We start from the raw sequence: 24,071 nt of genomic DNA on the forward strand, positions 1-24,071 counted from the left end.
CTTGGTTAGCTGTTGGGGGCGTTCCCCGTACCAGTGCGGTCTTCGCCCGGTAACAAAACATGAAATGTGGTGCCTTTTCCGATTTCAGTTTCAAACCAGATCCGACCGCCATGTTTGACCTGCACAATATCATGCGTAATTGCCAGGCCCTGGCCCGTTCCTTTGCCAACCTCTTTGGTGGTGAAAAACGGATTAAAGATTTTCGATCTGTTTTCCTTGGCAATGCCCGAACCATTATCGGTAATGCTGACCAGAATCTGATCATCAAGGGCTGTGGTTTTGATATGAATATGGCCTTCTTCCACGCTGCGCCCTGATGATTCAATCGCCTGGGCCGCATTGACAATCAGGTTCAGAAACACCTGATTTATTTCATTGATAAAACAAGGAATATGCGGCAATTCCGGGTCCAGTTCCTCGGTCAGTTCGGCGCTGTGTTTCCACTCGTTACGTGAAATAACAATAACGTTGGACAGAATCCGGTTGATGTCGGTTGCGGTCTTTTCGCTGCTGCCGGGATGGGAAAATTCCTTCATCGACAGCACGATGCGTGCCACCTGATTAATCCCGTCCAGCGATTGCTGGGTGGCATGGGGGATTTCATCTAGCAAAAATTCCAGATCGGCATCGCGCATTTGTTTGGAAAACTCGCGAAAGGTGCCTTCGGGCAGGCTGTCACGGTGTTTCCATAATGTTTGAAGGGCGGTCCCCAACAACCGCGACAACGACCCGTATCCGTCATTGAGGAATTTCAGGTTATCGCGAATATATTGGCTGGGTGTGTTAATCTCGTGGGCAATGCCTCCGGCAAGATGGCCAATTGCTTCAAGTTTTAAGGCTTCGCGCAGTTCGCCTTCCAGCTTCTTTTGTGATTCTTCGGCTTTTTTGCGTCGGGTGATATCGCGAAAAATGTATAAAAAGCTGTTTTCACCCATGAAATGCGCGGGGCTGACGATAACTTCCATCGGAAAACTGTCGCCGTCGCGCCGCTGGCCCATGGTTTCGGTATAGTCATAGCGCAAAATACCGCTGCTGATATTGATGCAGCGATTAAGCAATTTGTGACGCACGGTGTTTTTGCGGTCGATAAACATTTCGTCCGCTCCTGATTCTGTCAGATCCTCCCGGTCGGATCGTAACAGAACACATGCCGATTTGTTGCAGTCCTGAATGCGGCCAACCCCGTCGACAATCAAAATACCTTCAACAACGCTATCAAGAATGGTTTGCAGGCGTTGCGAGGATTCCCGGTGGCGTTTTTTTTGCGCCTCGATCAGCATTTCAACGCGCGCTGCCATTTCGTCGGGCAGGCCCAGTTCGCGCACCGCAGCGATCAGGTCAAAATCGGCCTTGTCGTTGGGGCTAAGAATTACGGTTTCCCTGGTGGACGGGTCAAAGGCGGTTTCTTTTGGCACGGCGGAAACACTCATAATGTCAGGCCTTTGGTTCTTGCGGCGGGGACGATGTCGCAGGAGCGTTCGCAGCGGCTTTGTCAGATGCCGGTGAAGATGTTACGGCCCGGCCCCGCTTTAATGATTGCCCGCCACGGCGGACTTCAATGGGTTCGCGAAACTTGTGGAGCCGTTCAAATATTCTAAGCCGTTGCAGCTGTACCTCGGAAATGAAATTTCCGTGGGTCAGCAAAACCCGGTCTTCCATGGTTTCAAGGTCGGTTAACAGATAATCGCCAACCCGCAATTCCTTGATATTGATCGCAAGTTCCTGACCATCGGGATAAACGGTTTCGTCATAGACATCATCAACAACCGCCAGTAGTGACCGCAAACGCGCCAGCAGGTCCAGGTCATAGCGTTCCTTGTGATACAGTAATTCGTCAAAATCCTGGGGCAGGGGGGCATCACCACGGGCGCGTTCGGCCAGATGGTTTAAAATGCGCAATACCCGTGCGCCCAGCGGAATATTTTCCCCCACCGGCCCCTTGTCGGGGAAGCCGGTACCGTCGTAATTGCGGTTCTGCATGCTAACGATTTCGGCAACATGTTCGAGACGCGGAATATTGCCAACCAGTTTGGCGGCAACCTCGGGGGTGCGTTTGACAATATCGCGTTCAAGGGGTTGTAACGGTTTGTCACCCGACATCCGGCTTAGCAAATCGGGCGGGAGTGATACCATGCCAATCGGGCACAGCAAGGCGGCCAGCCCCAGTTCCCAGGGTTGCGGATATTGAATGTCGCCCGCAATCTTGTCGCACCAGGTTTTTACCCGCATGGCACGACCGAAAATGGTGGGATTAAGCTGCGCCAGAACGTCGGTCAGGACCTTGATGCTGCCCGCCAGCGACTGTTCGATCAGGTTGCGCTCGGCGGTTATTAACTGGTGCTGGCGCAGGGCGGCACGAATGCCGGATTCAAGAATTTCATCATCGCAGGGTTTGTTGAAAAACCGAAAAATGCTGCCCCGGTTAATGGCATCAATGGCTGTTGCCTGGTCAGCATTGCCGGTCAGCATGATGCCGACGGTTTCCGGGTACTTTTTTGCAACGGTTTCAAGCAGTTCAACCCCGGTCATGCCGGGCATTCGCATGTCGGCGATGCAGACGGCAAACGGGCCTTCCCCGGCCAGGATTTCAAGTGCCTGTGCGCCACCAACCGCAATCGACAAATCGAATTTTCCCCGCATGGTGCGACGAACACCGCGCAGCAAATTTTCATCATCATCGACAAAAAGAACCTTGTTTGTTTCCATTGCACCCTCCTTGATGGATTACCTGGTCAGGGTTTTATATTGGTCATTTACCTTGATGGCGATTTGTCGCCAGGTTTCAAGCCGGTCGGTTTTGCCAAGTTCCTCCAGATAGGTCATGTCGATTTGATCGGCGTAAGGCTTGGTTCTTTTGTCGTTATTTATGTCACGGCACAGCATTTGCGCAAAATAAAGCGCCGAAAGCGGTGTCATTGCCCGTTCGGGTACGTCGGCCGGGCGATGGTGAAAGGCGACAGCCTGGACAAGCGGCCCGGGGAAGCCCCACAGCCCTAGCAAATAGGCCCCGATTTCAGGGTGGGCCGCACCAAATACTTCTTCCTCGGCCGCAATGATCGAGATGTTTTTTGTGTCAACACGTGCCATCACGTCTTCCATTTCTTCGGTTCGGTTCATCAATAAAACCAGACTTCCGATATGGCTAAGCATGCCTGCCGAGGGCACCATCATGGAAATTTGTTTGCCCAGATTTTCGGCCTCGGCGATCAGGGCTGCAGTAATGCCAATTTGCTGGCTGCGATGACATAACAGATACAGCCGCCGGGTCACGTGTGACGGGCCTTTGAACCCCTGAAACAGGCCAACAAACAGGGCCAGTGATTTCAGGGTATCCATGCCGATCATCCGCACGGCATGGGACACGGAACTGATTTTTTGCGTAATGGCAAAATAGGCTGAATTGGTCAGTTTCAGGACTTCGGCGGTCAGGGCGATGTCGGCCGATACAATGGCGACGATGCGGTCATTTCCTGTCAACGGGTCTTCCAGCGCCTTGACCAGGCGCATATAGGTATCGGGCGGGGAGGCAATTGCATCAATTCCTGACATCAGGGCGCGCAGGGCCGGGCGTTGCAGCGTGTCTTTCAGTTCCAGCGCATTTTCAATGGTATCAATGAGCAAACTTTCTTCGCACGGTTTTGCCAGATATTGATGGGCCGGGCCGACAGTGCGCAAAATGGCTTCGTCTTCGGCAAAGCCAGACAGAATGATGCGCGTGCTTTCGGGATGGGCCAGACGGATTTTTTCCAGCAGGGAAGATCCATCCATGCCCGGCATCCGCATGTCGCTTACGACAACATCCATGCTTGTGGCTTCGCAAAGTTCCAATGCCATTTTGCCGCTGGTGGCAAAATGGGTACGCCATTTGGGCCGTTTTGCGTGCAAACGGCGTCGAAGCCCGTTGAGTATGTTTTCGTCATCATCGACGAACAGAACTTCATTCATTAAAAATCCCTGCCGAGCAAAGCACCTTGTCAGTTTTATTTGGGGGTTCGGCACACGAATATAAAGGCGAAGACATACGAAATACTGTTTTCCCGATTATACGCCAGGTTTCACGTTTTGGGTGTATTTACCTTTAACTTTATAATCCCCGGTTGGGATTTAAGGCATGTGTAACGGATAAAACCGGCAGGGGGGATAAAAAGATGAAGCCTTAACCAGAGGGTTCGTGTGCGCGTTGGAAAAAGAGTGCTCGGCGAAGCGGTGTTAACCTTCCTTTAACATTGTCGAAAATTAATTCTATTGTATAGTTTTATGAAGGTTAAAAAGGGGCATTGCAGCACAAGTGCCCGGAGCGCGGCGATCCAATGCGTTAAAAAAATAAAAACCGGTTTTTTGTGGTGCGGGGGGAATATCGGTGACAACGCGCGAGGAGCTATATGAAGCCATTCGTCTTCATCAGGCGTTTGTCTCGCGAAAACCGGGCGGTAAGCGGTTGCAAGTGCGCAATGCCAATTTGTCGCGTCTTAAGGTGCGACGCATAACGCTGGCCGATGCCGTGTTGCCGGGAACCAACTTTATTCAGGCTGTAATGCATGATGTCCGGTTTGATTTCGCCGATCTTTTTGCCAGTAATTTTGTCGAGGCTGACCTGGAAGGGTCGTTTTTTAACCGTGCCGATATGCGTGGCGTTAATATGGCGCGTTGCCGGTTATGCGACACCGACTTTACCGAGGCCGACCTTCGGGCAGGATCGATTATTATCCTTGATGCCGGGCACGAAAAGTCTGTCAGCCGTCGTAGTAACCTGAGCGGTGCTGATTTGTCGGGGGCCAAAATGTGGGGTGCCAATCTGGCAAATACCAACATGAGCGGTACCAAACTGCACAATGTTGATATGAGCGAAGCCAACATGTTTGCCGTCAATCTGGAGGGCGCAGACCTGAGCGGGTGTCGCCTGACCGGGGCCAAGTTAAAGAATGCGAACCTGAAAGGCGCGCGCCTTAAATATACCGACCTTACCGGTGCCGATTTAAGCGGGGTTAACCTGCGCAATGTCGATTTGTCGCAGGTAGATTTAAGTCGCTGCAACACCAGTGGGGCAATTGGCGTTAAACGAGGCCCCAAATTGCCCGATTCCATCCAGGAACGTATTGATCGGCATGCCGCCTGGATTAGCAGCGAAGGGCAAACCGGAAGCCCGTTAAATGTAGCGGGCGAGGATTTATCAGGCATTGATTTATCGGGCAGTGACCTGACCGGAGCCTGTTTTGATAATTGCACGTTGCGTGAAACAAAGTTTATGGATGCAGTGCTTATTTTGGCATCTTTTCGTAATGCCAACCTTGAAGGGGCGAAATTTACCGGGGCACATTGTTCGGGGATTCGCTTGATGGGGGCGAAGCTGGATCGTGCTGTGTTGATGGGCGTGCATATGGGACCCGTTGCCCAGCGCGATGCCACCGGAAGTGCTACCGGCGAAAGCTGGAAGGCGGATTTAAGCGATGCCAGCTTGCTTCAGTGCGATTTGCGCAATGTAAAATTTGTCGAAGTGCGGCTGCGAAACACCCTGTTGAATGGGGCAAATGTTTCCGGGGCGACCTTTAAATCATGCGATGTTGACGGTGCCGATTTTGAAGGGTGCAACATGCAGGCGGCATTGACACCTGTTATGGGAAAGTCACTGGATAAAGCCTGACCCTGACGCAGAATTGCCCGTTTCCTTTGGCAAGATGGATATTATGCTTTGCATATAACAAAGGCGGTGCTGTGAAACACATGCACCGCCTTTGTGTATGTCATTCAGCCGGCAGCAGCCCGGGTTATCGGGCTTTAGCTTCTGTAATCGGCATTGATGGAAATATAGCCGTGGGTCAAATCGCAGGTCCAGACGGTCGCCGATCCGTTGCCAAAACCCAGATCAACATCAATGTCGATATATTGACCCTTGATGTGGGCGGTTACCGGGGCCTCGTCAAAATCGGCAACCCGTTCGCCCTTATGTGCAAGGGGAATGCCGCCAATGGAAACGGTCAGTTTGTTGGGATCGGCCATCACGCCACATTTGCCAACAGCCATCACAATCCGGCCCCAGTTGGCATCTTCACCGGCAATGGCGGTTTTCACCAGGGGCGAATTGGCAATCGCCTTTGCTGCGGTTTTGGCCTCGGCATCATTAAGGGCTGATGTGACATTCACCGTGATAAATTTGCTGGCTCCTTCGCCGTCGCGCACGATTTGATGGGCAAGGTCAACCAGAACAGCTTCAAGGGCGGTTTTAAACCCGGCCAGGTCGGCCCCATTGGCATCGTCAAATTCGGCGTTGCCAGCGGCCCCTGTTGCTGCGCATAGCAGGGTATCGGATGTCGATGTATCGCTATCGACCGTGATGGCGTTAAAGCTGCGGCCGTTACAATCGGCCAGCATGGCCTGCAAGGTTGCATGCGGAATTTTGGCATCGGTAAAAACAAAGGCCAGCATGGTCGCCATGTTCGGCTCGATCATGCCTGAACCTTTTGCGATCCCGGCAATTTTAACCGGTGTGCCGCCAATTTCGCTGGTGGCTGCTGCCCCCTTGGCAAAGGTATCGGTCGTCATGATGGCGCGTGCCGCATCCGACCAGCTTGCCTTTGCTTCCAGCATTGCGGGCAGGGCATCGGTAATGCGGTTTGCAGTGGCCGGTTCACCGATCACACCGGTTGACGCGGTGAAAACCTCGTTTTTCTCGCACGACAACAATTTGGTGGTTGCGGCAACTTCATCGGCAACAAACTGTTCGCCAGCCTTGCCGGTAAAGGCAATGGAATTGCCCGCATTAACCAGAAATGCCCGTGCGGTACCGCCGCGCAGGGCTTCGCGGCCCCAGCGTACAGCGGCCGATGCCGTGGTTGATGTGGTAAAAACAGCTGCAACGCTGGTGCCTGATGCCAGTTCGGCCAGCAAAACATCCGGGCGCCCCTTATAGCGAATGCCAAGGGTTGCGGTATGCAGCGTCAGGCCGCCAATTTCGGGCAATTCGGGAAAAGCAGCCGGGGCAAGCGGCGAAACGGTATGTGCAGCCATGTGTTTAATGTCCCTTGTCTGGCCGGGCGAAACCGGGAATGCAAAATATGGTATAATATGCAGGATACAGGCAAAAAAACGGGGCAGGCCGTTGGGCCAACCCCGTCTGGTCATTTGGCAATCAAGCCCGATAAGGCACTTTGTGGTGCCATTAACAGCTTATTTGCTTTCTTTGGCGTCCGGGGTTTCCAGGGTGTTGTCTACTTCAGCATCTGATCGCAGGTCAGCAACCAGCTTTTTGTAGGTTTCCTGGGTCAGTTCGGCGGTCAGCTCGGTACGTTTGTCTTCAAAGCTGGGCTGTTCGCCTTTTTTGGTTTCTTCAACCTTGATAACGTGCCAGCCAAACTGGGTTTTAACCGGTTCCTTGCTGTAGCTGCCCGGTTCCATTTTGAACGCGGCATCCGCAAATTCCGGTACCATCTGGTCATGGCTGAAAAAGCCCAGATCACCCCCGGTGGGGCCAGACGGGCCGGTTGATTTTTCTTTGGCCAGATCGGCAAAATCCGCACCGCCATCAAGTTCCTTGATTATGGCTTTGGCGTCTTCTTCGGTTTTCAGCAGGATATGACGGGCGTGAACCTGGTTTTCCGGTTCATTGGTTTTAATGAATTCGTCATAGCGTGCTTTAACCGCGTCTTCAGTCACAACCTTGGCAATTTCACGGTCAAGGTAGGTTTCAGCAACGATGCGGCGCTTCATGGCGGCAACGCGATCTTTGACTTCTTCGTCGTCGTTCAGGCCGGCTTTTTCACCCGCCATGGTCAACAGACGCTGGCTGATTTCGCGGTCCAGAAGCATCGGCTTAAGGGCCTCAAACGGATACTGGCGATACTGTGCCGGAAGCCCCTGCTGCGTAGCGCGCACTTCGGATTCCATAATTTTTTCGCCGTTTACGGTCGCCAGAACCTTGTCTTCGGCCGGTGCAGAATCCTGCGCCATGGCCGGAGATGCAAAAAGGACGGTGGCCAGTGAAGCAGCGAGAAGGGTTTTACGCAGCATGTTTTCTCCAGATTTATTTATTAAGGGCCGGATGACCCTGTTCCTGTTATCTAACGGGTAAATCATATCCTTTATCATGGCACAAGAGGCAGCCCGCCAATGTCACGGTTTTTTCCCGGTGGCTGGCGCAAAAGTGATAATGAAACGATCCCGAGGCCCGTAAATAACCCCATAATGCGGCAATTTAAGGGAGAGACAGTGCCAATTGGCATCTGGAAAACACCATTGATGTGTTAATGGCGTGCAAATTTGGCTCTGTAATCCGCTGAGGCGGACGTTAGAAAACCGCATGGCTGTAGGAACTGGAACAGTACAGAGCAGGAAGGACAGCGGGGCATGACCACGCTAATTGATGATGACGCATTGATAACCACTATGCCAAAACGGCAGCATATCGATAGGAAAGCTTCGCGTGCTGTACCCACCACAGGAGATTTCAGATTACAGGTGGTGATCGTTCAGCATCCCACAGGCCAGGTTTGCCTATGCTTCCATATCAAGCAGGACTTCACCAACTTTGCCAATGCTGCCGTCATCGCGTTCAAACTGGCCCTCTGCGGCGAGCGTACCACCAACCAGACGTTGCGATAGCGGCGTAATTGCCGAAAGACGAATGCTTGATATGCCTTCGTCTTGCAGGCTGGATTGTGATCCGTCGGCATGTAGCAGAATCAGCGATGAAAATACCTTGTCCTGCGCATCGATGGTGCCATCGTTGTTGTCGTCATAGGTTGCCAGTTCGGCAAATCCATCGGTGGCACCGTTCTGGTCGCCAAACAATTCACGGCCATCATCGATTTTACCGTTTTTGTTTTTATCAAGTGCCAGCAACGCATCGTTACCGGTAACCCAGGCGGCCTGGGTGGCCGTGCCGTTACCATCAAGGTCAAAAACGGCGCCGTCGCGCAGGCTGGTAATGTCGATGCCATTGCCATCCAGATCCAGAATTAACGGGTCCTGCTGGGTGACATTGCCAATCTCCATGCGAATTTGGCTAACGCGGACCTGTAAATCGCTAACCGAAATACGGGTACTGCCGCCGTTGCTGCTGCTGGCTTGCAAGCTGGTCTGGCTGAATTGCAGTTCAACACTGCTAGCCACCAGCGAAAACCCGTTTGATGCCTGGCCCGATTGTGCCAGCGAGGATTTGAAATTTGCCTCGCTGCCAATGCTGTCTGCCGTGGCAGCGCCGGTTAGCTGGTCGGCCATTTCGCGGGCTTTTGCCGGGGGAATACCCAGCATCGCCAGCACGATCAGGGCATCACGGTTCATTCGGCGCGACGCATCATTAATTACTTCGCCGCCGCCGCTGCCTGACAAATGCAGCAATTTGGAAATTTGCGACGAAACAGCATCACCCCCCGGCGTGGCCGTTGCCCCGGGCGTGTTGTTGCTGTTGCCTGTGGCTGACAGGCTAAGCCGCGCGCTTGTTAATTGTGCCGCATTACTAACAATACTGGCCGAAGCCTGACCGCGTGTTGCCGATACCTGAAGGGCGGTTGCACTTGCAGTGGCGCTGTTTTGTTGTAGCGATACCAGCGAACTTGCCCGGCCTTGTGCCGCATTGTTCAGATTAAGGGAAACCATCGGCTGCCTCCATGATGACAGCGTTTCAGAAACAGGCGGTTCAGGCCGTTACGCTGTTTGCATCATCGGCTGGCGTAATGGACAGCTTGTTACCATCGGGCATCTGGAATGTGGGTGTGTTGCCATCATTTCCTGCGCGGCCCATTGGCAACAACAAATCGATTCCCAGTTTGGTAACCGGTTTATCAACGCCATTTTCGCCCGGTTGCATCAATTGCTGAACATCGCGCACGATTACCGCGGCCTGTTTCATCAGTTGTGCCTGAAGGTCGCTTGCATGTTTCAGGGCCAGGTCGGCGGCACTGGGGCCTGCCTGTGTGGCGGCGGCGGTGCCATTGGTTGTGTTTGCCGTCGTATCCTGATCACCGGTTTTGTTCGCAGCACTGGAATCCCCGGTGGTGCGCTCCAGCAAATCTTTAATGAAGTCGGCCACGCCGGACCCGTTAATATCAAACAGTAACCCGCCATCACCGGCATTGGCCGATTGACCCAGGCTGTTTATCAGGTTTGCACCACCCAAACCGTTTAGTGCGGTGCCCAGTGCGCCCAGGGCGGCACCGGCGCTGTTGCCAACGGCCGAAACCGCCACGCGGGAAACTTCAAGTTTGGCGGTGTTATAGCTAAAGGAAAAATCGCCAGTGGTGTTATCGATGCTGATATCGAGCGACTGGGCGGCAAACATGGCAGACTCGGCAAAGCCCGCCGCCGATGCATTGCCATTGCTATAGGCAATTTCGCTGCGCGAATGGCTGGCAATGGCCTGCTTGAAAGAAAAATCAAAATTGTCGGACCCGGATGCCATTTTTGTGATGTCATCAAACAGGGCCTGTGTGGCGGCGGTGGCTTCATCGTCGCTCATGCCAGACAGGGCAAACATTTCTGTCATGCTGCCGCGAATCAGTTCCAGCGCCGATGACAGGGCTGTCGAGCCCAGCCCGTCAGCCGAAATCATCGGGTTGGCGGTGGTGGCAGCAGGTTTGTCGCTGGCTTGTGCGGCGCTAACAGCTTGCGGGGATAGCGAAAGACGGTCAACCGCCTGGGATGCCGGGCGACCAAGGCGCGATCCAGCTTCTGAATCGGTTCCATGGCCCTGGGTTAACCGGGCATCTGTGCTGGGTATCGAGCCGCCACGTAGCGGGCCAAATGCGGATATGTCCGCCATAGTATCCTCCTCCTGAGGCACAATACCGCCTGATCATGGTGCAACAATTGCTGCATCGGGCAATATGTTCGGGCTACTTGCCCGCTTTTGAAAACTTAAGGTTTTATCATAAAGTGTTTTTACGCCTATCTCAAGGACCAAAAAACAGCCAGATTTATACGGAATGATAGGAAAGCGGGTATTCTACGTACATCTTAGTGGTTCGTTCCGTTGACAGATCAAAGTCAGGGTTCTATCTGTGATCGGGCCCGGTGTATGTACCGTGACCCGTCTGTTTGTTATTTTCATTTTATCCAGGAACGTTTTAATGCTCGGCGTCATTGCCCGGAAAATTTTCGGTTCAGCTAACGATCGTGAAATCAAAGCCCTTCGGGCCACGGTCGAGCAAATCAACGCCTTGGAACCCGAGGTCGAAAAACTGTCTGACGAAGAACTGCGCGCCCGGACCGACTGGCTGCGCGATCGTCTGACGAATGGTGAGACCCTAGAACAGGTTCTGCCCGATGCCTATGCCACGGTGCGCGAAGCCGCAAAACGTGTGCGCGGCGAACGCCATTACGATGTGCAGCTGACTGGCGGTATCGTTCTTAACGACAGTAAAATTGCCGAGATGAAAACCGGTGAGGGTAAAACGCTGGTATCGACCTTGCCGGTCTACCTGAATGCCCTGTCGGGTAAGGGTGTGCATGTTGTGACGGTCAACGACTATCTGGCCCGCCGCGATGCGGAATGGATGGGGCAGGTTTACGGCTTCCTGGGGATGACGGTCGGCGTGATCATGCATGGCATGACCGACGACCAGCGCCGGGCGGCTTATCGGTGTGACATCACCTATGCCACCAATAATGAACTTGGCTTTGACTATTTGCGCGATAACATGAAATTCCGTCTGGAAGACATGGTTCAGCGCGAATTCAACTATGCCATCGTCGATGAAGTCGATTCGATTCTGGTGGACGAAGCCCGGACCCCGCTGATCATTTCCGGCCCCGCCGAAGACGGATCGGCGATGTATATGGCGGTGGATCAGCTGATCCCGAAACTGGTCGAAGCCGATTACGAAAAAGACGAAAAGGCCCGGGCCGTTACCCTGACCGAAGAAGGCACCGAACACGCCGAGCAACTGCTAGGTGAAATGGGCATTCTGACCGAAGGCACGCTGTACGACATCGCCAATATTCATCTGGTCCATCACACCAACCAGGCGCTGCGCGCCCATAAACTGTTCCAGCGCGATACCGACTATATCGTCAAGGATGGCAAGGTTGTGATTATTGACGAATTTACCGGCCGCATGATGGAAGGCCGCCGGTATTCCGACGGGTTGCATCAGGCACTGGAAGCCAAGGAACGGGTTGAAGTTCAGAACGAAAACCAGACTTTGGCATCGATCACGTTCCAGAACTATTTCCGTCTGTATCCGAAACTGGCAGGCATGACCGGCACGGCCATGACCGAAGCCGAAGAATTTGAAGAAATTTACGGCCTGCGCGTGGTGGAAATTCCGACCCATCGCCCGATTGCCCGTAAGGATTTCGACGACGAAATTTATCGGACCGCGGAAGAAAAATGGGATGCCATTGCCGACTTGCTGGTCGAAGCCCATGCCCGTCAGCAACCCTGCCTGGTCGGCACCGTTTCGATCGATAAATCGGAAATGCTGAGCGCGCTTTTGAAAAAGCGTAAAATTCCCCACGAAATTCTGAACGCCAAGCAGCACGAACGCGAAGCCTATATCGTGGCACAGGCCGGTGCACCGGGTGCTATTACCATTGCCACCAACATGGCCGGTCGCGGTACCGACATTAAACTGGGCGGTAACGTGGAAATGCGCGCCGAACTGGAACTGGCGGATGTGCCCGATGCCGAACGTGAAGCTGGCATCGAGCGGATTCGCCAGGAAGTGATCGAGGATCAGAAAAAGGTTCTGGAAGCGGGCGGTTTGTTTGTGATTGCAACCGAACGCCACGAATCGCGCCGGATTGATAACCAGCTGCGCGGTCGTTCCGGTCGTCAGGGTGACCCGGGGGGATCGAAATTCTTCCTGTCGCTGGAAGATGACCTGATGCGTATTTTCGGGTCCGAGCGCATGGACAGCATGTTGCAGAAACTGGGGCTGGAAAAAGGCGAGGCGATCTATCATCCGTGGATCAACAAAGCCCTTGAAAAAGCACAGCAGAAAGTTGAAGGCCGCAACTTCGACATTCGTAAGAACCTGTTGAAATTTGACGATGTGATGAATGACCAGCGTAAGGTCATTTACGAACAACGCCGCGATTTGATGCAGGCAAAAGACGTTGCCGAAGACGTTGCCGAAATGCGCGCCGAAGTCATCGAAGGCATTGTTGCCCGCCATTGCCCGGAAAAGATTTACCCGGAACAGTGGGAAGCAGACTCGCTGCATGAAGAATGCCTGCGTTTGTTCGGTCTGGATTTGCCGGTGGCCGACTGGATCAAGGAAGAAGGCATTGATCCTGCGGAAGTTCACGACCGCATCGCCAAGGCCGTTGATTCGAAAATGGCCGCCAAGGTCGCCAATTACGGCAGCGACATTATTCGCCAGGTCGAAAAAAGCCTGCTGTTACAGTTGCTGGACCAGTCATGGAAAGACCACCTTCTGGCACTGGACCATTTGCGTCAGGGCATCGGCCTGCGCGCATATGGTCAGCGCGACCCGCTGAACGAATTTAAACGCGAAGCCTTTAACCTGTTTGAAGGCATGCTGGGCACGTTGCGTGAACGTGTGACGCAGATGTTGTCGCATGTTGAATTGCAATCTGCCCCGCGCCCGGAAGACCTGGAACCGCGCCGCCAGCAGCAAATGCAGGAAAACCATCCTGCCCCTGAAGGTGATGCAACGGCTGCCACGGCAGCGGAAGAACGCCAGCAGGAAACGGTACAGTCCCGTCAGGGCAGTGGCGTTGATGTTGATGCCAACGATCCCTCGACCTGGGGACGCGTTTCGCGCAATGCGCCGTGCCCTTGTGGCTCGGGCAAAAAATACAAACATTGCCACGGCCAGCTTGCCTGATTGGCGGCAAAGATTTGATTTTGAAAAACGCGCTGTGTCAAAAACGGCGCGTTTTTTTATGGGAAAAGCTGTGGTGTCGGGGTCGTTAAGGCGGTTTTACCACTTATTCGGTCACTGTCGTTTGCATGCGACACATCGTGTCGGGCATGCTCAGGTCTGCCTTTGCACCCGCCGGTTTGTTTCGCGTATTTACCACTGCCGCGTTAGATGATGGTCCAGGTTTATGGCGTCCCGGCGGCGTCGCTTGCGGCTTCGTCGGTTAGCCATGCGTGCAATTGGGTAAGCTGGGGGGATGCCGTGTCATTTTCCCGGGTGCACAGGCAAAATGATGCCCCCGATGCGACAAAGCCCAACGGGGCGACCAGGCGATGGCGATAAAGCTCCTGCGCGATCAGAACCGATGGGGCAATGGCAATGCCAAGCCCGGCGGTGGCGGCTTCAAGCATCAGGCCCAAATGGTCAAACTGGCGACCGGGTTTGATTTGTGCGCCATTAAGGCCGTTTTGTTTGACCCAGTCTTGCCATGCCAGGGGCCGCGAGGATGTTTGCAACATGGGCTGCAATATTACGTCTTCGGCGGTTGTGATATTTTTCGCTTGGGATGGGGCGCAAACCGGGCCGATGGTTTCGGCAAATAATGGTCGGGCAAGGATATCGGCGGGCCAGTTTTGCCCGGCAAGAATAATGGCATCGACCTGGCGTGTTTGCAGGGTGGCAAGGTCGGCGTTGGTTTGCAGTTTTACAATAATATCGGGGTGGCGGGCTTCAAACCGTTCAATTCGTGGAATAAGCCAGTTTGCCAGAAAACTGGCCGGGGCGGCCAAAAGCAGGTGCCGGGGTTCGTTGCGATTTAACAGTTCCTCGCATCGGGCTTCGAGTAAACTAAATGCCTGTTGCGTTGTTTGTTGCAGGCTTTGCCCCGCATCGGTTAGTCGCACGCCGCCAGCATGACGCACGAACAGGGTGCATCCCATCCAGTCTTCCAAATGTCGAACCTGATGACTAACGGCACTGTGGGTGACGCATAGTTCTTTGGCTGCCAATGAAAAATTCAAATGGCGGGCAGCGGCGTTAAAAACCCTAAGGGCATTGAGGGGCGGTAATTTGATCATAAATATGATGTTAGTTTTTCTCACATTAATAGACAAGAATTTGTCGATTCCGGCGGCCTGAATTTTTTCCTAGTCTGGGCAAAATTACATCGTTCCAAACCGGAGGACATGACGGTGCAGCCCGTGCGAACACATAATTTTCATCACGAAGAGCCTGATGAATTAGGGCAGTTTGGCCCGTTTGGTGGCCAATATATGCCTGAAACCCTGATGCCTGCCTTGCGGGCGCTTGAACAGGTTTACGCCGCAGCCCGCAATGACCAAACCTATTGGGATGAGCTTCAAGAAATTCTAACCGATTATGTGGGCCGCCCCAGCCCCCTGTTTAAAGCAGGGAACGTGACGTCAGAATTGGGTGGGGCCCAGGTTTTTTTGAAACGCGAAGATTTGAACCATACCGGTGCGCACAAAATTAACAATTGCATGGGGCAAATCTTGCTGGCGCGGCGCATGGGGAAAAAACGTGTTATCGCCGAAACCGGTGCGGGGCAACATGGTGTTGCCACGGCCACGGCCTGCGCCCTGTTTGCTATGGAATGCGTGGTTTATATGGGGGCCGAAGACATTGCCCGGCAACAGGTGAATGTACAGCGCATGGAAATGCTGGGGGCAATGGTCATGCCGGTGCATTCGGGCACTGCCACCCTGAAAGATGCCATGAACGAAGCCCTGCGCGACTGGATAACCCATGTTGATACCACCTATTATTTGCTGGGTACCGGGGCCGGGCCCCACCCCTATCCGCGTATTGTGCGTGATTTACAACGTATTATCGGCAATGAAACCTATGCCCAGATAAAACAAAAAACCGGGCGTTTGCCTGATGCGATGGTGGCGTGTGTGGGGGGCGGTTCCAACGCCATCGGGTTTTTTTACCCGTTTTTAGGCCATGCCGACGTTAAACTTTACGGGGTTGAAGCAGGGGGACGGGGCATTGAAACCGGCGATCACGCCGCCTGTATCGGTACGGGCGAAAAGGGCGTTTTGCATGGCTGCCTTAGTTATTTTTTGCAAGATCGCGATGGTCAAATCCGCAATGCACATTCGGTTTCGGCCGGGCTGGATTACCCCGGTGTCGGGCCGGAACATGCGTTGCTGCATGATCTGAAACGGGTCAATTATCCTTCTGTCACCGACGATGAAGCCATTGCAGCCTTTCACTGGTTAACCCGGCTGGAAGGTATTCTTCCTGCACTTGAAAGTTCGCACGCCTTGGCTTTTGCACGCAAACTGGCACCGAAAATGGCACCAGACCAAAATTTGATCGTGTGTTTAAGCGGGCGCGGCGACAAGGATATTGAAACCGTAACGCATTTTGGGCGTAAGCAAAATAATACCGAAACACACGGGAAAAAAGGGGCGCAGGCATGAACCGCCTTGATCGGAAACTGGACGCGTTGAAACGCGAAAATCGTGCCGGGCTGGTAACATATTTTGCCGGTGGTGACCCTGATTATACGACATCACTTGACCTTTTATGCCAGTTGGGCCGGGCCGGCGCCGATATTATCGAGTTGGGAATGCCCTTTAGCGACCCGGTGGCAGACGGGCCAATATTGCAGGCGGCCAATATTCGCGCATTGGCAGGTGGGCAAACACTGGACCAGATGATGGCAATGCTGCGTGAAGTGCGGCTGCGCGATGATGCGACGCCAATTGTGGTGATGGGGTATTTTAACCCGGTGCTGCATTATGGACCGGCGCGTTTTTTTGCCGACGTGGCAGACGCAGGGGCCGATGCGGTGATTTTGGTGGATTTACCCCTTGAGCACGCCAATGTCTATCGCCCGCAACTGGAAAAAGCAGGCCTGCATCTGATTGCAATGACAGCCCCAACCAGCAGCGATGCGCGTATGGCCGCCGTGCTAAAACCGGCAACCGGGTTTGTCTATCATATTGCGATAGCAGGAACGACGGGTGCAGGCACACCGGACGAACAGGTGATAGCCGCAGCAATAACCCGGTTGCGGGCGCATACAGATTTGCCTGTTGCTGCGGGGTTTGGCATTCGCAGCGTGCAACAGGTGCGCAAGGTTGCCGCCCATGCCGATTTGGTGGTTGTGGGGTCGCGGCTGGTGGATGTACTGGCAAAACATGGGGTCGCAGCCGCACTGGGCGAGGTGGCATCGCTGGCGTCAGCCTTGCCGCGTTAGGCAAGCGGTGATCTTTATTATTTTGATGGTCAAACCAATGCTAGGGGCCTTATTGCGGGGCACCTGGCATGGGTGCATCAATGGGGGCAACATCATGCAAAAAGGTTTTGATCGGGGTTGTGATACGTCGGTCACCAGTTAAAAATGTACCCAGCCCGACAACGGTGCCGACATGCCCGGTATCGGGGATTTTTACCAGTGTGGCATGAGGGGCCAGGGCCGCCAGGCGAATGGAATTGCGTGGGAAAACCGTGTGGTCATCTTCACCGGTAATTAACAATAGTGGCGGCATGTCATGCAGGTCCTGGTTAACCGGCTGGCTATCCTTTGCGGCGGTATCGCCAAAGGCAATTTGGGTGGCAGTGACATCGTAGGGGTAAAAATCATACGGGCCGGAAAGGCCGATAATCCCGGCTATATCGTCGCGCGCCATACCGACATTGTGTAAAAAAGCCGGATTGGCAACCAGTTGCACGGCGTTATAGGCCCCGGCGCTGTGTCCGGCCAATACCAGCTTTTTGTCATCAATTTCATTGGGGTGACTGATGGCATATTGATGGGCAAATGCAACGGCCCGTGCGCCATCGGCGACAAAGGCAGGATAATGCACCGCAGGTACCAGGCGATAATCGGGAATGGCAACGCCATAGCCCATTTCAATAAACCGCTTGGCGACAAAGGCGTATTTGCGTTTCTCCCCCGAATCCCACGACCCCCCGTAAAACCACACAATCAAAGGGGCCGGGCGCAGGTGGGCCGGTGGCAGGTAAATATCCATTTTTTGGCGGGGATCGGGCCCATAGGGTATATCAGCCAGATCCGGGGTTAAGTCCCCGGCTTGCAGGCTGTTAAAGGCCCCCAGTTTGTCGCACCCGGCCAAAAGAAAGGTAGCAAGCAGGGCGTTGGCGGCGATGATAAATAATTTTGGGCGAGGCATGGCACCGGGACATTGTTATGGATCTGTTTGTGTATACGCAAAAAAACATCAAAAGGATTGCATCCCCTCTTGGCGGAAAATCGTTAGCGCGATAAAAATGCCCCATGACAGTTCAAAAACCAGATAGCGGCTGCATGTCGGTCGATTTGCGTCAGGGTCGCGTGCCCGAGCGCACCGTGTTTGTCAGTGCTGTGGCACTGGTTGATGTTGATCATCGGGTGTTAATTGCGCAGCGCCCCGAAGGTAAATCGATGGCCGGGCTATGGGAATTTCCCGGCGGCAAGGTCGAGCCCGGGGAAACCCCGGAAATGGCCCTTGTGCGCGAGCTTAAGGAAGAGCTGGATATCGATATTACTGAAAGCTGTCTGGCACCGTTTACCTTTGCCTCTTTCACCTATGACGATTTCCATCTGATGATGCCGCTTTATTTGTGCCGGGTCTGGAAAGGTGAAATTCGCCCGATGGAAGGGCAGTCGGTGAAATGGGTGCGGCCCATGCGTTTGGGCGATTATCCTATGCCACCGGCCGATGTGCCGCTGGTGGCGATGCTGCGTGACTTTTTATAAACTTTTTCCATTGGTCCTGTGGCCCGGTGATGTGGCCATCTGAAATGAATGGGGCTTTGGGAAACGGTTGTGGATAACCGGCTGTGCTTTAAGGCGTGGTCGTGGTTATTATGGCATTGATGCGGCTGGCGAAAACGCTGGCTGGTGTCTATGTGCATTTCGGCGCGTGCCGGTCCCGGTGGGCGATTTATTTTAAAATACGAGGGTGTAATGTCCAAAACTGTTCGCGCCTGCCTGTTGATTATTGGCAACGAAATTCTTTCGGGCCGCACCCACGATAAAAACCTGCCTTATCTGGCCGAGCAACTTAACGAGCTGGGCGTGCGCCTGGCTGAAACCCGCGTGATTCCTGATATTGCTCAAACCATTATCGATACCGTTAATGAATGTCGGGCAAAATTTGATTATGTGTTTACCACCGGTGGCATCGGGCCGACCCATGACGATATTACATCCGATTGCATGGCCGCAGCGTTTGGCGTGCCGCTGGATTTAAACGATGAAGCCGTTAAAATGCTGCGTAGCAATTACGCCAATCCCGATGTTGATTTGAACGAAGCCCGCCTGCGTATGGCGCGTATCCCGCGTGGGGCCGAACTGGTGGAAAACCCGGTTAGCAAGGCACCGGGATATCGCATGGAAAATGTTTATGTCATGGCGGGCGTCCCCATGATCATGCAGGCGATGTTTCAGGGGATCAAACATCAATTGGTCGGCGGCAAACCCATGCTGTCAGGCTCGGTCGGCGGGTATATTCCCGAAGGGATGATTGCCGAGGTTCTGGGTAAAATCCAGGATGAATTCAAAAATACTGATATAGGGTCCTATCCGTTCTTGCGCGAAGGAAAACTTGGGACCACATTGGTGGTGCGCGGCGAAGAACAGGCCGATGTGGATGCGGCGATCCAGCGGATTACCGATGCGATTATCGGTTTTGGACGCGAGGTTGTTGCTGATTAATCGCGTCGTAATTTTTGCCCGCGTTACCCGCCCAGTGACCAGAAAGGCCCTTGGTAATGCGCGAACAGGTAAATTCCGACACGACCCCGCCGCAAAAACCCGGCGATGAATGGAAAATCATCAAATTCATGCTGACGCATTTGATGTATGGCGGGGTGGGGTCGGTCGTATTTAGTGTTTTGGCACTGTATTTCGATATTGGCGGCATCTGGACGCTGGCCAATGCCTCGCGCGATACGCTGGTTTTTATCTTTTTGCTGTTTTTTGGTTTGTTCATCACGTTTGGCGGCATCAGCATGGGGGCAGGGGTGATGCTGCTGGGTGGTTTTTCCGACAATGATGATTACGATGACGAACGCCGCCATCATAGAAATGACGATGGCGCGAATTAACGCGCCATCAAAAACATGGTTGCACCTTGTGTTCTGCGCCTAAAGGCTGCAGGTGTTAGGGGCGATCGGCCTTGTTTTTTTTACGCACGAAATGCGCAATCACCATGCCGATAATCCAGCACACCAATGGTACGGAAAAGATGTAATCAAACATCGGATCGCTGGTATTGCCATTGGTGATGACCACGATATAGCCCACCCAGCATGCGGTGAGCAAATAGCCCATGATCTTGAAATAATGGCCGTTTGACAGTTTTTTCTCTTGTGCTTCAGGCTGTTTTTGCCCCGCCGGGTCGGCTGTCATACTGGTATTCCCTGATATTTTATTTTACGAAACATGTTCTAGCGTTCCAGGGTTAGATCTTGCGGGTCTATCCGGTCCTGCCAACCATGACGAACCAGTTCGGGCACCACATGGTCTTCCTCGGGATAGCCAATGCACAAATAGGCGATAAGACGCCAATGTTCGGGCACCTCAAGCACCTGTTGTACTGTTTTGGGTTCCAAAATGCTGACCCAGCCAACACCAATGCCTTTTACCCGTGCCGCCAGCCATAACAGCTGAACAGCGGCAACGGCGGAATAATCAAGCATTTCAGGCATGGTTTTGCGGCCCAGTCCCATGCCGGCCTCGGTTTCCTCGTCGGCGAAAACGGCAAGCTGCACCGGGGCCTGGTCCATCCCCTGCAATTTTAACGACGCGTAAAGCCGGGCACGTTCGCCGTGATAATCGTTTAAGGCCTGCTGGTTGGCGCGTTCAAAACTGTCGCGTATTGCCTTGCGTCGTTCGGGGGCATTGACCTTTACAAACCGCCACGGCTGGCAATTTCCCACAGACGGTGCCAGGCAGGCCTCGGCAATTAAGCCGTCAATATCGTCTTTGGGCAGCGGGTCGGTGCGAAACCGCCGCACATCGCGGCGCCATAACAGCAAATCAATGAATTGCTGCTGAAAGGCATGGTCAAACACCGGCGGTGTCAAATTATCACTGCCTTTTGGTGCTTGCGAAATGCTGTTGCTTGCCGGGGGCTGGGTGTCGTCGGTCTGGGTCATGTTTGTGGCCTGGCACGCTGAAATAAATCTATCCGCACCCTAGGGGCTTTTGCGCCCAAATAGAAGCAATCAGTTCACATTTGTTGCCGGTTTTGCCGCATTTTACATAAAGGCAAATATTATAATGCCCGACAGGACAGGCAAAACCGACTACATGTTGAAACTAAGCGTTAGCAACCCCGATAACGGGTCCTTGTCGGTCTGATCAAAGGTGACAGTCTGATTGATTTCAAGGCCGACATGGCCGGAAAACTCGGTCCAGTAATGGTCAATCCCGCCGCCAACCTTAACCGCATCGCTGTCGCGTTCGGTATTAACGAATGGCTGCAAGGTGCCGTAATCGCGCGGCAAGACTGTTGAAAAGCGCAATTCGCCCTTCACCCCTTCATAGGGTTCATCATCGGGGCTGAATTCACGAAAGGCCTCCAGCGACGCATTCAGGCTTAGCGGTGAATAATTATAATCCGTGCCGGAGAAATAACGTCGGGTCTGGTCCTGGCCAAACCCTTCATTCAATACCGACATGGTTTGGTTTTCACCCATGAACGGGGTCAGGGTATGGTCGCCCATTTCGATGCGATAGCGCGCCTCGGCTTCGGAATCAAACAGGGTCGATGTCGCGACATGGCCCGATACAATTTCCCCGTTGGGGGTAAAATGTTTGCCATAGGATTCGCGTGCGCTGATTAGGTTGCCGCTTAATCGCAGGCTAAGCGGCGTTTGCCCCAGATTTTGTTCAGCGTCAAACCCGACCGACCCGGAATAGGTCATGCTGGAACTGGTATTTTCATAGCTGCTTGAAAGGCCGGTGCGCGTGATGTCGCTGCTGCCAATGCCCAGGCTGCCATTCAGTTTTAACCAGTCGGTCATGCGCGTTAGAAAATAGGGGGAAAAGGTAACGTTGTTTTCCCGATACAGGGTTTGCCGGGCGGCAATATCACTTGCCGTGCTGCCCCAGCCAAGGGCAATGCCAACAATGGTAGATGTATCGATGCGGTAATCAACGCCGGTATCCACCGCAATGACGTCGCCATTAAGGCCCGGGTTGAAGCCGTCACGGGTAACGCGGTTATCAATGCTTTGCCGGGTGCCATGGACCCATATGCTTATGGCGCGCTCGGTGGCGCGGTCCTGGGTTGGAAAAGACCCGTTAGCACTGTCAAAATCAATGCGTTCGGCAAGCGACCCCAGGGCATCGCGCCCGCTATAGCTTTCTATTTGCGATGCAACGTCGGTTCCCATCGCCAGGGCATCGGCGGGTTGGTCCTGGGGGGCGATGCTGCCGTCAAGAAACAGGGGTTGCAACGTGTTGGTAACAAAGTTGCCATCGAGCCGGTCAGAAAGCCGGTCAAGGTGACCAAGCCGGTTTTTGGACCGGGTCATGGTTTCGGTGCGCAGAATAGGCGATTCGCTGGTGCGTAGATATTTGTCCTGTGCGGCATGGGCGTGCGTGATCCACGGCGGAATAACCCTGTCTGGCGGCAGGGTGGAAACGCCAATGCAGGCTGTGCCGATGGCTATGATGCTCCAGCGCAGTTTCATTGTTTTTTGTTTCTCTTGTCGCGGTTTCGCGGCGTTTTGCCGCCCTTTTCATTCGCCGTTGCCCAACAGCTAACGGCGAAAATTGCGTATTTTATGGGGCTGTCAGGCCTTGAAAAACCTTCGTGTCCCCATTTGGTGATAGCGCAGGGGAGTTACCGAATTATAAATCCCTGCAATAGAATGTTGCGTCATCGTCAAAGCCGCGCTAGAAACCTGTCCTGTCTTTGGGGTGATTGGCTCCGGACGTTTCTGCCAAGTTCTTGCGGGCGTGGCGAAATTGGTATACGCAGCGGACTTAAAATCCGCCGGTCCTAACAGACCTTGCCGGTTCAAGTCCGGCCGCCCGCACCATATTCCCTCCTTCCGGAATTACAGTTTTCAGCCTCGTTTTGCAGTTCGTGTTGCATTGCAAAGTCGATTCGCAACGAAAATTTGCCAGAAATCCTTTTTTGTCATCCCAAAATCATTGTCTCGTGCGGGGCGAAATTACGGTTTCTGTGCCAGTCAGACACACAAAACCAGCCCGTCGGCGGGTGAGTTAACCCTGCCAATGTGGCTGTTTCTTCCCTAAAATACCTGCCGTACATTATTGTTTGCCAAGCAACTTGGCAGTTTGACCGGGCTGGTAAACCAGCATCATCCGGTTGGCAGGTGGTCGTGTCGGGGCGATCAATTGTTTCCCGAACCACATCCCATGATCACCAGGGGTTTTCATGGGGCAGAGCGACGATACATCAGCCTGCATAACTGAATTTATCAGATAGGAATGCAGGCCGAAAGTTGCAATTGCCGGTTTGGTAAATGAGGCAGATTTACCGGATGTAAATGCGTTGCCGGTCACTGTGCGGCATTGTTTGGGGACGACGACAGGGTTAGTGACGTGAGTACGAGTGATAGTGACGACGACCAGCCACGCAAAAAAGAACGATTCGGTAAATATGTTGCCCCCGAGGAGCGTGCCAATAACGTGGTGCGACAGCTTGACGAGTTTTTGCGCAAAGGCCCCAAAAGCGGTTTGAAATATAACCGCTGGCAACAACTGGCCTGGTATGAGGTGGTTGACGAAATCAAACGGGCCGAGGCCGCCCAGAAAAGCCATGATAGTCTGGCGAAAGCTGCTTTTTTAAGTTTGGCAATCGGGTTTGGCACCATCGGGTTCTGGGGGCTGGTTTTACTGGCGGGAAGCCGCTTGGGCTTTGTCGCTGCCGGGATTATACTGGTGGCAGGTTTGGTAATGTGGCGGGCCTTGTCGAAGGCCAACTGGTTGAAATAGGCGAAAATAATGAATAACGACGCGGCCGAAACCCTGGCTATTCAGGCGATTGCCTTTGTTGCGGGTGACGAGGAATTGTTGCAAGGCCTGCTGATGCAAACCGGTATGGACTTAAACGATTTACGTGCAGGGCTTGGCAATGTCGATGTGCAGCGCGGCGTGCTGGAATTTTTGCTGTCGCATGAACCGTTTTTAATGCGTCTGGTCGATGCCATTGATTGCCCGCCCGATATGCCAGCCAAAGCCCATATCATTCTTTCTGGCGGGCCGATCTGGCAGGATTAATGCCCCGCGTGGGG

At 53.5% G+C, this 24,071-nt stretch carries 21 protein-coding genes and 1 tRNA gene; 10 read left to right on the forward strand and 12 right to left on the reverse strand.

Features of this window, described 5'->3' with window-relative positions; genetic code table 11:
* Positions 1-5: 5 nt before the first annotated feature.
* Genes J4E05_RS12445 through J4E05_RS12455 form a run of 3 tightly spaced genes read right to left on the reverse strand, consistent with a single transcriptional unit; the run spans position 6 to position 3,945 of the window.
* A complete protein-coding gene (locus J4E05_RS12445; protein WP_349596003.1) occupies positions 6-1,430 on the reverse strand; it encodes a two-component system sensor histidine kinase NtrB in 1,425 nt (474 codons plus the stop codon).
* A gap of 4 nt (positions 1,431-1,434) precedes the next feature.
* Entirely contained in the window at positions 1,435-2,706 is a 1,272-nt protein-coding gene (locus J4E05_RS12450; protein WP_349596006.1) for an HD domain-containing phosphohydrolase, read from the reverse strand.
* An 18-nt stretch (positions 2,707-2,724) separates the two neighbouring features.
* A complete protein-coding gene (locus J4E05_RS12455; RefSeq protein ID WP_085594581.1) occupies positions 2,725-3,945 on the reverse strand; it encodes a response regulator in 1,221 nt (406 codons plus the stop codon).
* A 415-nt stretch (positions 3,946-4,360) separates the two neighbouring features.
* On the opposite strand from J4E05_RS12455, the gene J4E05_RS12460 reads away from it, so the two are divergent.
* The gene (locus J4E05_RS12460; RefSeq protein ID WP_349596009.1) at positions 4,361-5,641 is read left to right on the forward strand and encodes a pentapeptide repeat-containing protein; all 1,281 of its coding nucleotides are present in this window, start codon (positions 4,361-4,363) and stop codon (positions 5,639-5,641) included.
* A 134-nt stretch (positions 5,642-5,775) separates the two neighbouring features.
* On the opposite strand, the gene argJ is transcribed toward J4E05_RS12460, so the two are convergent.
* The 4 genes from argJ to J4E05_RS12480 all read right to left on the reverse strand — a co-directional run bounded on the left by argJ (position 5,776) and on the right by J4E05_RS12480 (position 10,753).
* Complete coding sequence (gene argJ, locus J4E05_RS12465; protein WP_349596012.1) at positions 5,776-7,005, reverse strand: bifunctional glutamate N-acetyltransferase/amino-acid acetyltransferase ArgJ; 1,230 nt, start codon at positions 7,003-7,005, stop codon at positions 5,776-5,778.
* Positions 7,006-7,164: 159 nt separating this feature from the next.
* Positions 7,165-8,004, reverse strand: a complete 840-nt coding sequence (locus tag J4E05_RS12470) for a peptidylprolyl isomerase (RefSeq protein ID WP_349596014.1) — start codon at positions 8,002-8,004, stop codon at positions 7,165-7,167.
* A gap of 483 nt (positions 8,005-8,487) precedes the next feature.
* Complete coding sequence (locus J4E05_RS12475) at positions 8,488-9,591, reverse strand: SPM autocatalytic domain-containing protein (RefSeq protein ID WP_349596017.1); 1,104 nt, start codon at positions 9,589-9,591, stop codon at positions 8,488-8,490.
* A 40-nt stretch (positions 9,592-9,631) separates the two neighbouring features.
* Complete coding sequence (locus J4E05_RS12480) at positions 9,632-10,753, reverse strand: hypothetical protein (RefSeq protein WP_349596020.1); 1,122 nt, start codon at positions 10,751-10,753, stop codon at positions 9,632-9,634.
* Positions 10,754-11,060: 307 nt separating this feature from the next.
* Here J4E05_RS12480 and secA point away from each other — a divergent pair, with 307 nt between their 5' ends.
* Positions 11,061-13,784 carry a preprotein translocase subunit SecA gene (secA, locus tag J4E05_RS12485; protein ID WP_085594573.1) on the forward strand — a complete coding sequence of 908 codons (2,724 nt, stop codon included), beginning with the start codon at positions 11,061-11,063 and terminating at the stop codon, positions 13,782-13,784.
* Positions 13,785-14,005: 221 nt separating this feature from the next.
* Here secA and J4E05_RS12490 read toward each other — a convergent pair whose 3' ends face one another.
* Positions 14,006-14,896, reverse strand: a complete 891-nt coding sequence (locus J4E05_RS12490) for a LysR substrate-binding domain-containing protein (protein WP_349596024.1) — start codon at positions 14,894-14,896, stop codon at positions 14,006-14,008.
* Positions 14,897-15,004: 108 nt separating this feature from the next.
* On the opposite strand from J4E05_RS12490, the gene trpB reads away from it, so the two are divergent.
* Positions 15,005-16,267, forward strand: a complete 1,263-nt coding sequence (gene trpB, locus J4E05_RS12495) for a tryptophan synthase subunit beta (RefSeq protein ID WP_349596027.1) — start codon at positions 15,005-15,007, stop codon at positions 16,265-16,267.
* Positions 16,264-17,049 carry a tryptophan synthase subunit alpha gene (trpA, locus tag J4E05_RS12500; protein ID WP_349596030.1) on the forward strand — a complete coding sequence of 262 codons (786 nt, stop codon included), beginning with the start codon at positions 16,264-16,266 and terminating at the stop codon, positions 17,047-17,049. Before trpB ends, trpA begins: the two co-directional genes overlap by 4 nt.
* 49 nt (positions 17,050-17,098) lie before the next feature.
* On the opposite strand, the gene J4E05_RS12505 is transcribed toward trpA, so the two are convergent.
* Entirely contained in the window at positions 17,099-17,986 is an 888-nt protein-coding gene (locus tag J4E05_RS12505; protein ID WP_349596033.1) for an alpha/beta hydrolase, read from the reverse strand.
* A 134-nt stretch (positions 17,987-18,120) separates the two neighbouring features.
* Here J4E05_RS12505 and mutT point away from each other — a divergent pair, with 134 nt between their 5' ends.
* The 3 genes from mutT (at position 18,121) to J4E05_RS12520 (ending at position 19,904) form a co-directional block, all read left to right on the forward strand.
* On the forward strand, positions 18,121-18,552 hold the full coding sequence (gene mutT, locus J4E05_RS12510) for an 8-oxo-dGTP diphosphatase MutT (protein ID WP_349597568.1): 432 nt from the start codon (positions 18,121-18,123) through the stop codon (positions 18,550-18,552).
* 210 nt (positions 18,553-18,762) lie between these two features.
* Entirely contained in the window at positions 18,763-19,512 is a 750-nt protein-coding gene (locus J4E05_RS12515) for a competence/damage-inducible protein A (protein WP_085587238.1), read from the forward strand.
* 56 nt (positions 19,513-19,568) lie between these two features.
* Complete coding sequence (locus J4E05_RS12520; RefSeq protein WP_349596036.1) at positions 19,569-19,904, forward strand: hypothetical protein; 336 nt, start codon at positions 19,569-19,571, stop codon at positions 19,902-19,904.
* Positions 19,905-19,959: 55 nt separating this feature from the next.
* Here the strand turns inward: J4E05_RS12520 and J4E05_RS12525 are convergent, their stop codons facing one another.
* The 3 genes from J4E05_RS12525 to J4E05_RS12535 form a co-directional block, all read right to left on the reverse strand.
* On the reverse strand, positions 19,960-20,208 hold the full coding sequence (locus tag J4E05_RS12525) for a hypothetical protein (RefSeq protein WP_349596039.1): 249 nt from the start codon (positions 20,206-20,208) through the stop codon (positions 19,960-19,962).
* Positions 20,209-20,246: 38 nt separating this feature from the next.
* Positions 20,247-20,957 (reverse strand): 5,6-dimethylbenzimidazole synthase, encoded by a 711-nt coding sequence (gene bluB / locus J4E05_RS12530; protein ID WP_349596042.1) that lies wholly within the window; start codon positions 20,955-20,957, stop codon positions 20,247-20,249.
* A gap of 150 nt (positions 20,958-21,107) precedes the next feature.
* On the reverse strand, positions 21,108-22,499 hold the full coding sequence (locus tag J4E05_RS12535) for an autotransporter domain-containing protein (RefSeq protein ID WP_085586976.1): 1,392 nt from the start codon (positions 22,497-22,499) through the stop codon (positions 21,108-21,110).
* A 262-nt stretch (positions 22,500-22,761) separates the two neighbouring features.
* On the opposite strand from J4E05_RS12535, the gene J4E05_RS12540 reads away from it, so the two are divergent.
* The 3 genes from J4E05_RS12540 (at position 22,762) to J4E05_RS12550 (ending at position 24,057) form a co-directional block, all read left to right on the forward strand.
* Positions 22,762-22,850 (forward strand) — tRNA-Leu (locus tag J4E05_RS12540).
* Positions 22,851-23,379: 529 nt separating this feature from the next.
* Positions 23,380-23,772, forward strand: a complete 393-nt coding sequence (locus J4E05_RS12545; protein WP_085586977.1) for a phosphatidylethanolamine N-methyltransferase family domain-containing protein — start codon at positions 23,380-23,382, stop codon at positions 23,770-23,772.
* Positions 23,773-23,781: 9 nt separating this feature from the next.
* The gene (locus J4E05_RS12550; protein WP_085586978.1) at positions 23,782-24,057 is read left to right on the forward strand and encodes a DUF3572 domain-containing protein; all 276 of its coding nucleotides are present in this window, start codon (positions 23,782-23,784) and stop codon (positions 24,055-24,057) included.
* The last annotated feature ends 14 nt before the right edge of the window (positions 24,058-24,071 follow it).

The sequence above is a fragment of the Thalassospira sp. NFXS8 genome (assembly GCF_040148805.1).
Classification (GTDB): Bacteria; Pseudomonadota; Alphaproteobacteria; order Rhodospirillales; family Thalassospiraceae; genus Thalassospira.

Excerpts from the sequence above, each read along its gene's own strand:
- J4E05_RS12445 (WP_349596003.1), bottom strand. The coding sequence starts at position 1,430 with ATGAGTGTTTCCGCCGTGCCAAAAGAAACCGCCTTTGACCCGTCCACC.
- J4E05_RS12450 (WP_349596006.1), bottom strand. The coding sequence starts at position 2,706 with ATGGAAACAAACAAGGTTCTTTTTGTCGATGATGATGAAAATTTGCTG.
- J4E05_RS12455 (WP_085594581.1), bottom strand. The coding sequence starts at position 3,945 with ATGAATGAAGTTCTGTTCGTCGATGATGACGAAAACATACTCAACGGG.
- argJ (WP_349596012.1), bottom strand. The coding sequence starts at position 7,005 with ATGGCTGCACATACCGTTTCGCCGCTTGCCCCGGCTGCTTTTCCCGAA.
- J4E05_RS12470 (WP_349596014.1), bottom strand. The coding sequence starts at position 8,004 with ATGCTGCGTAAAACCCTTCTCGCTGCTTCACTGGCCACCGTCCTTTTT.
- J4E05_RS12475 (WP_349596017.1), bottom strand. The coding sequence starts at position 9,591 with ATGGTTTCCCTTAATCTGAACAATGCGGCACAAGGCCGGGCAAGTTCG.
- J4E05_RS12480 (WP_349596020.1), bottom strand. The coding sequence starts at position 10,753 with ATGGCGGACATATCCGCATTTGGCCCGCTACGTGGCGGCTCGATACCC.
- secA (WP_085594573.1), top strand. The coding sequence starts at position 11,061 with ATGCTCGGCGTCATTGCCCGGAAAATTTTCGGTTCAGCTAACGATCGT.
- J4E05_RS12490 (WP_349596024.1), bottom strand. The coding sequence starts at position 14,896 with ATGATCAAATTACCGCCCCTCAATGCCCTTAGGGTTTTTAACGCCGCT.
- trpB (WP_349596027.1), top strand. The coding sequence starts at position 15,005 with ATGACGGTGCAGCCCGTGCGAACACATAATTTTCATCACGAAGAGCCT.
- trpA (WP_349596030.1), top strand. The coding sequence starts at position 16,264 with ATGAACCGCCTTGATCGGAAACTGGACGCGTTGAAACGCGAAAATCGT.
- J4E05_RS12505 (WP_349596033.1), bottom strand. The coding sequence starts at position 17,986 with ATGCCTCGCCCAAAATTATTTATCATCGCCGCCAACGCCCTGCTTGCT.
- mutT (WP_349597568.1), top strand. The coding sequence starts at position 18,121 with ATGTCGGTCGATTTGCGTCAGGGTCGCGTGCCCGAGCGCACCGTGTTT.
- J4E05_RS12515 (WP_085587238.1), top strand. The coding sequence starts at position 18,763 with ATGTCCAAAACTGTTCGCGCCTGCCTGTTGATTATTGGCAACGAAATT.
- J4E05_RS12520 (WP_349596036.1), top strand. The coding sequence starts at position 19,569 with ATGCGCGAACAGGTAAATTCCGACACGACCCCGCCGCAAAAACCCGGC.
- J4E05_RS12525 (WP_349596039.1), bottom strand. The coding sequence starts at position 20,208 with ATGACAGCCGACCCGGCGGGGCAAAAACAGCCTGAAGCACAAGAGAAA.
- bluB (WP_349596042.1), bottom strand. The coding sequence starts at position 20,957 with ATGACCCAGACCGACGACACCCAGCCCCCGGCAAGCAACAGCATTTCG.
- J4E05_RS12535 (WP_085586976.1), bottom strand. The coding sequence starts at position 22,499 with ATGAAACTGCGCTGGAGCATCATAGCCATCGGCACAGCCTGCATTGGC.
- J4E05_RS12550 (WP_085586978.1), top strand. The coding sequence starts at position 23,782 with ATGAATAACGACGCGGCCGAAACCCTGGCTATTCAGGCGATTGCCTTT.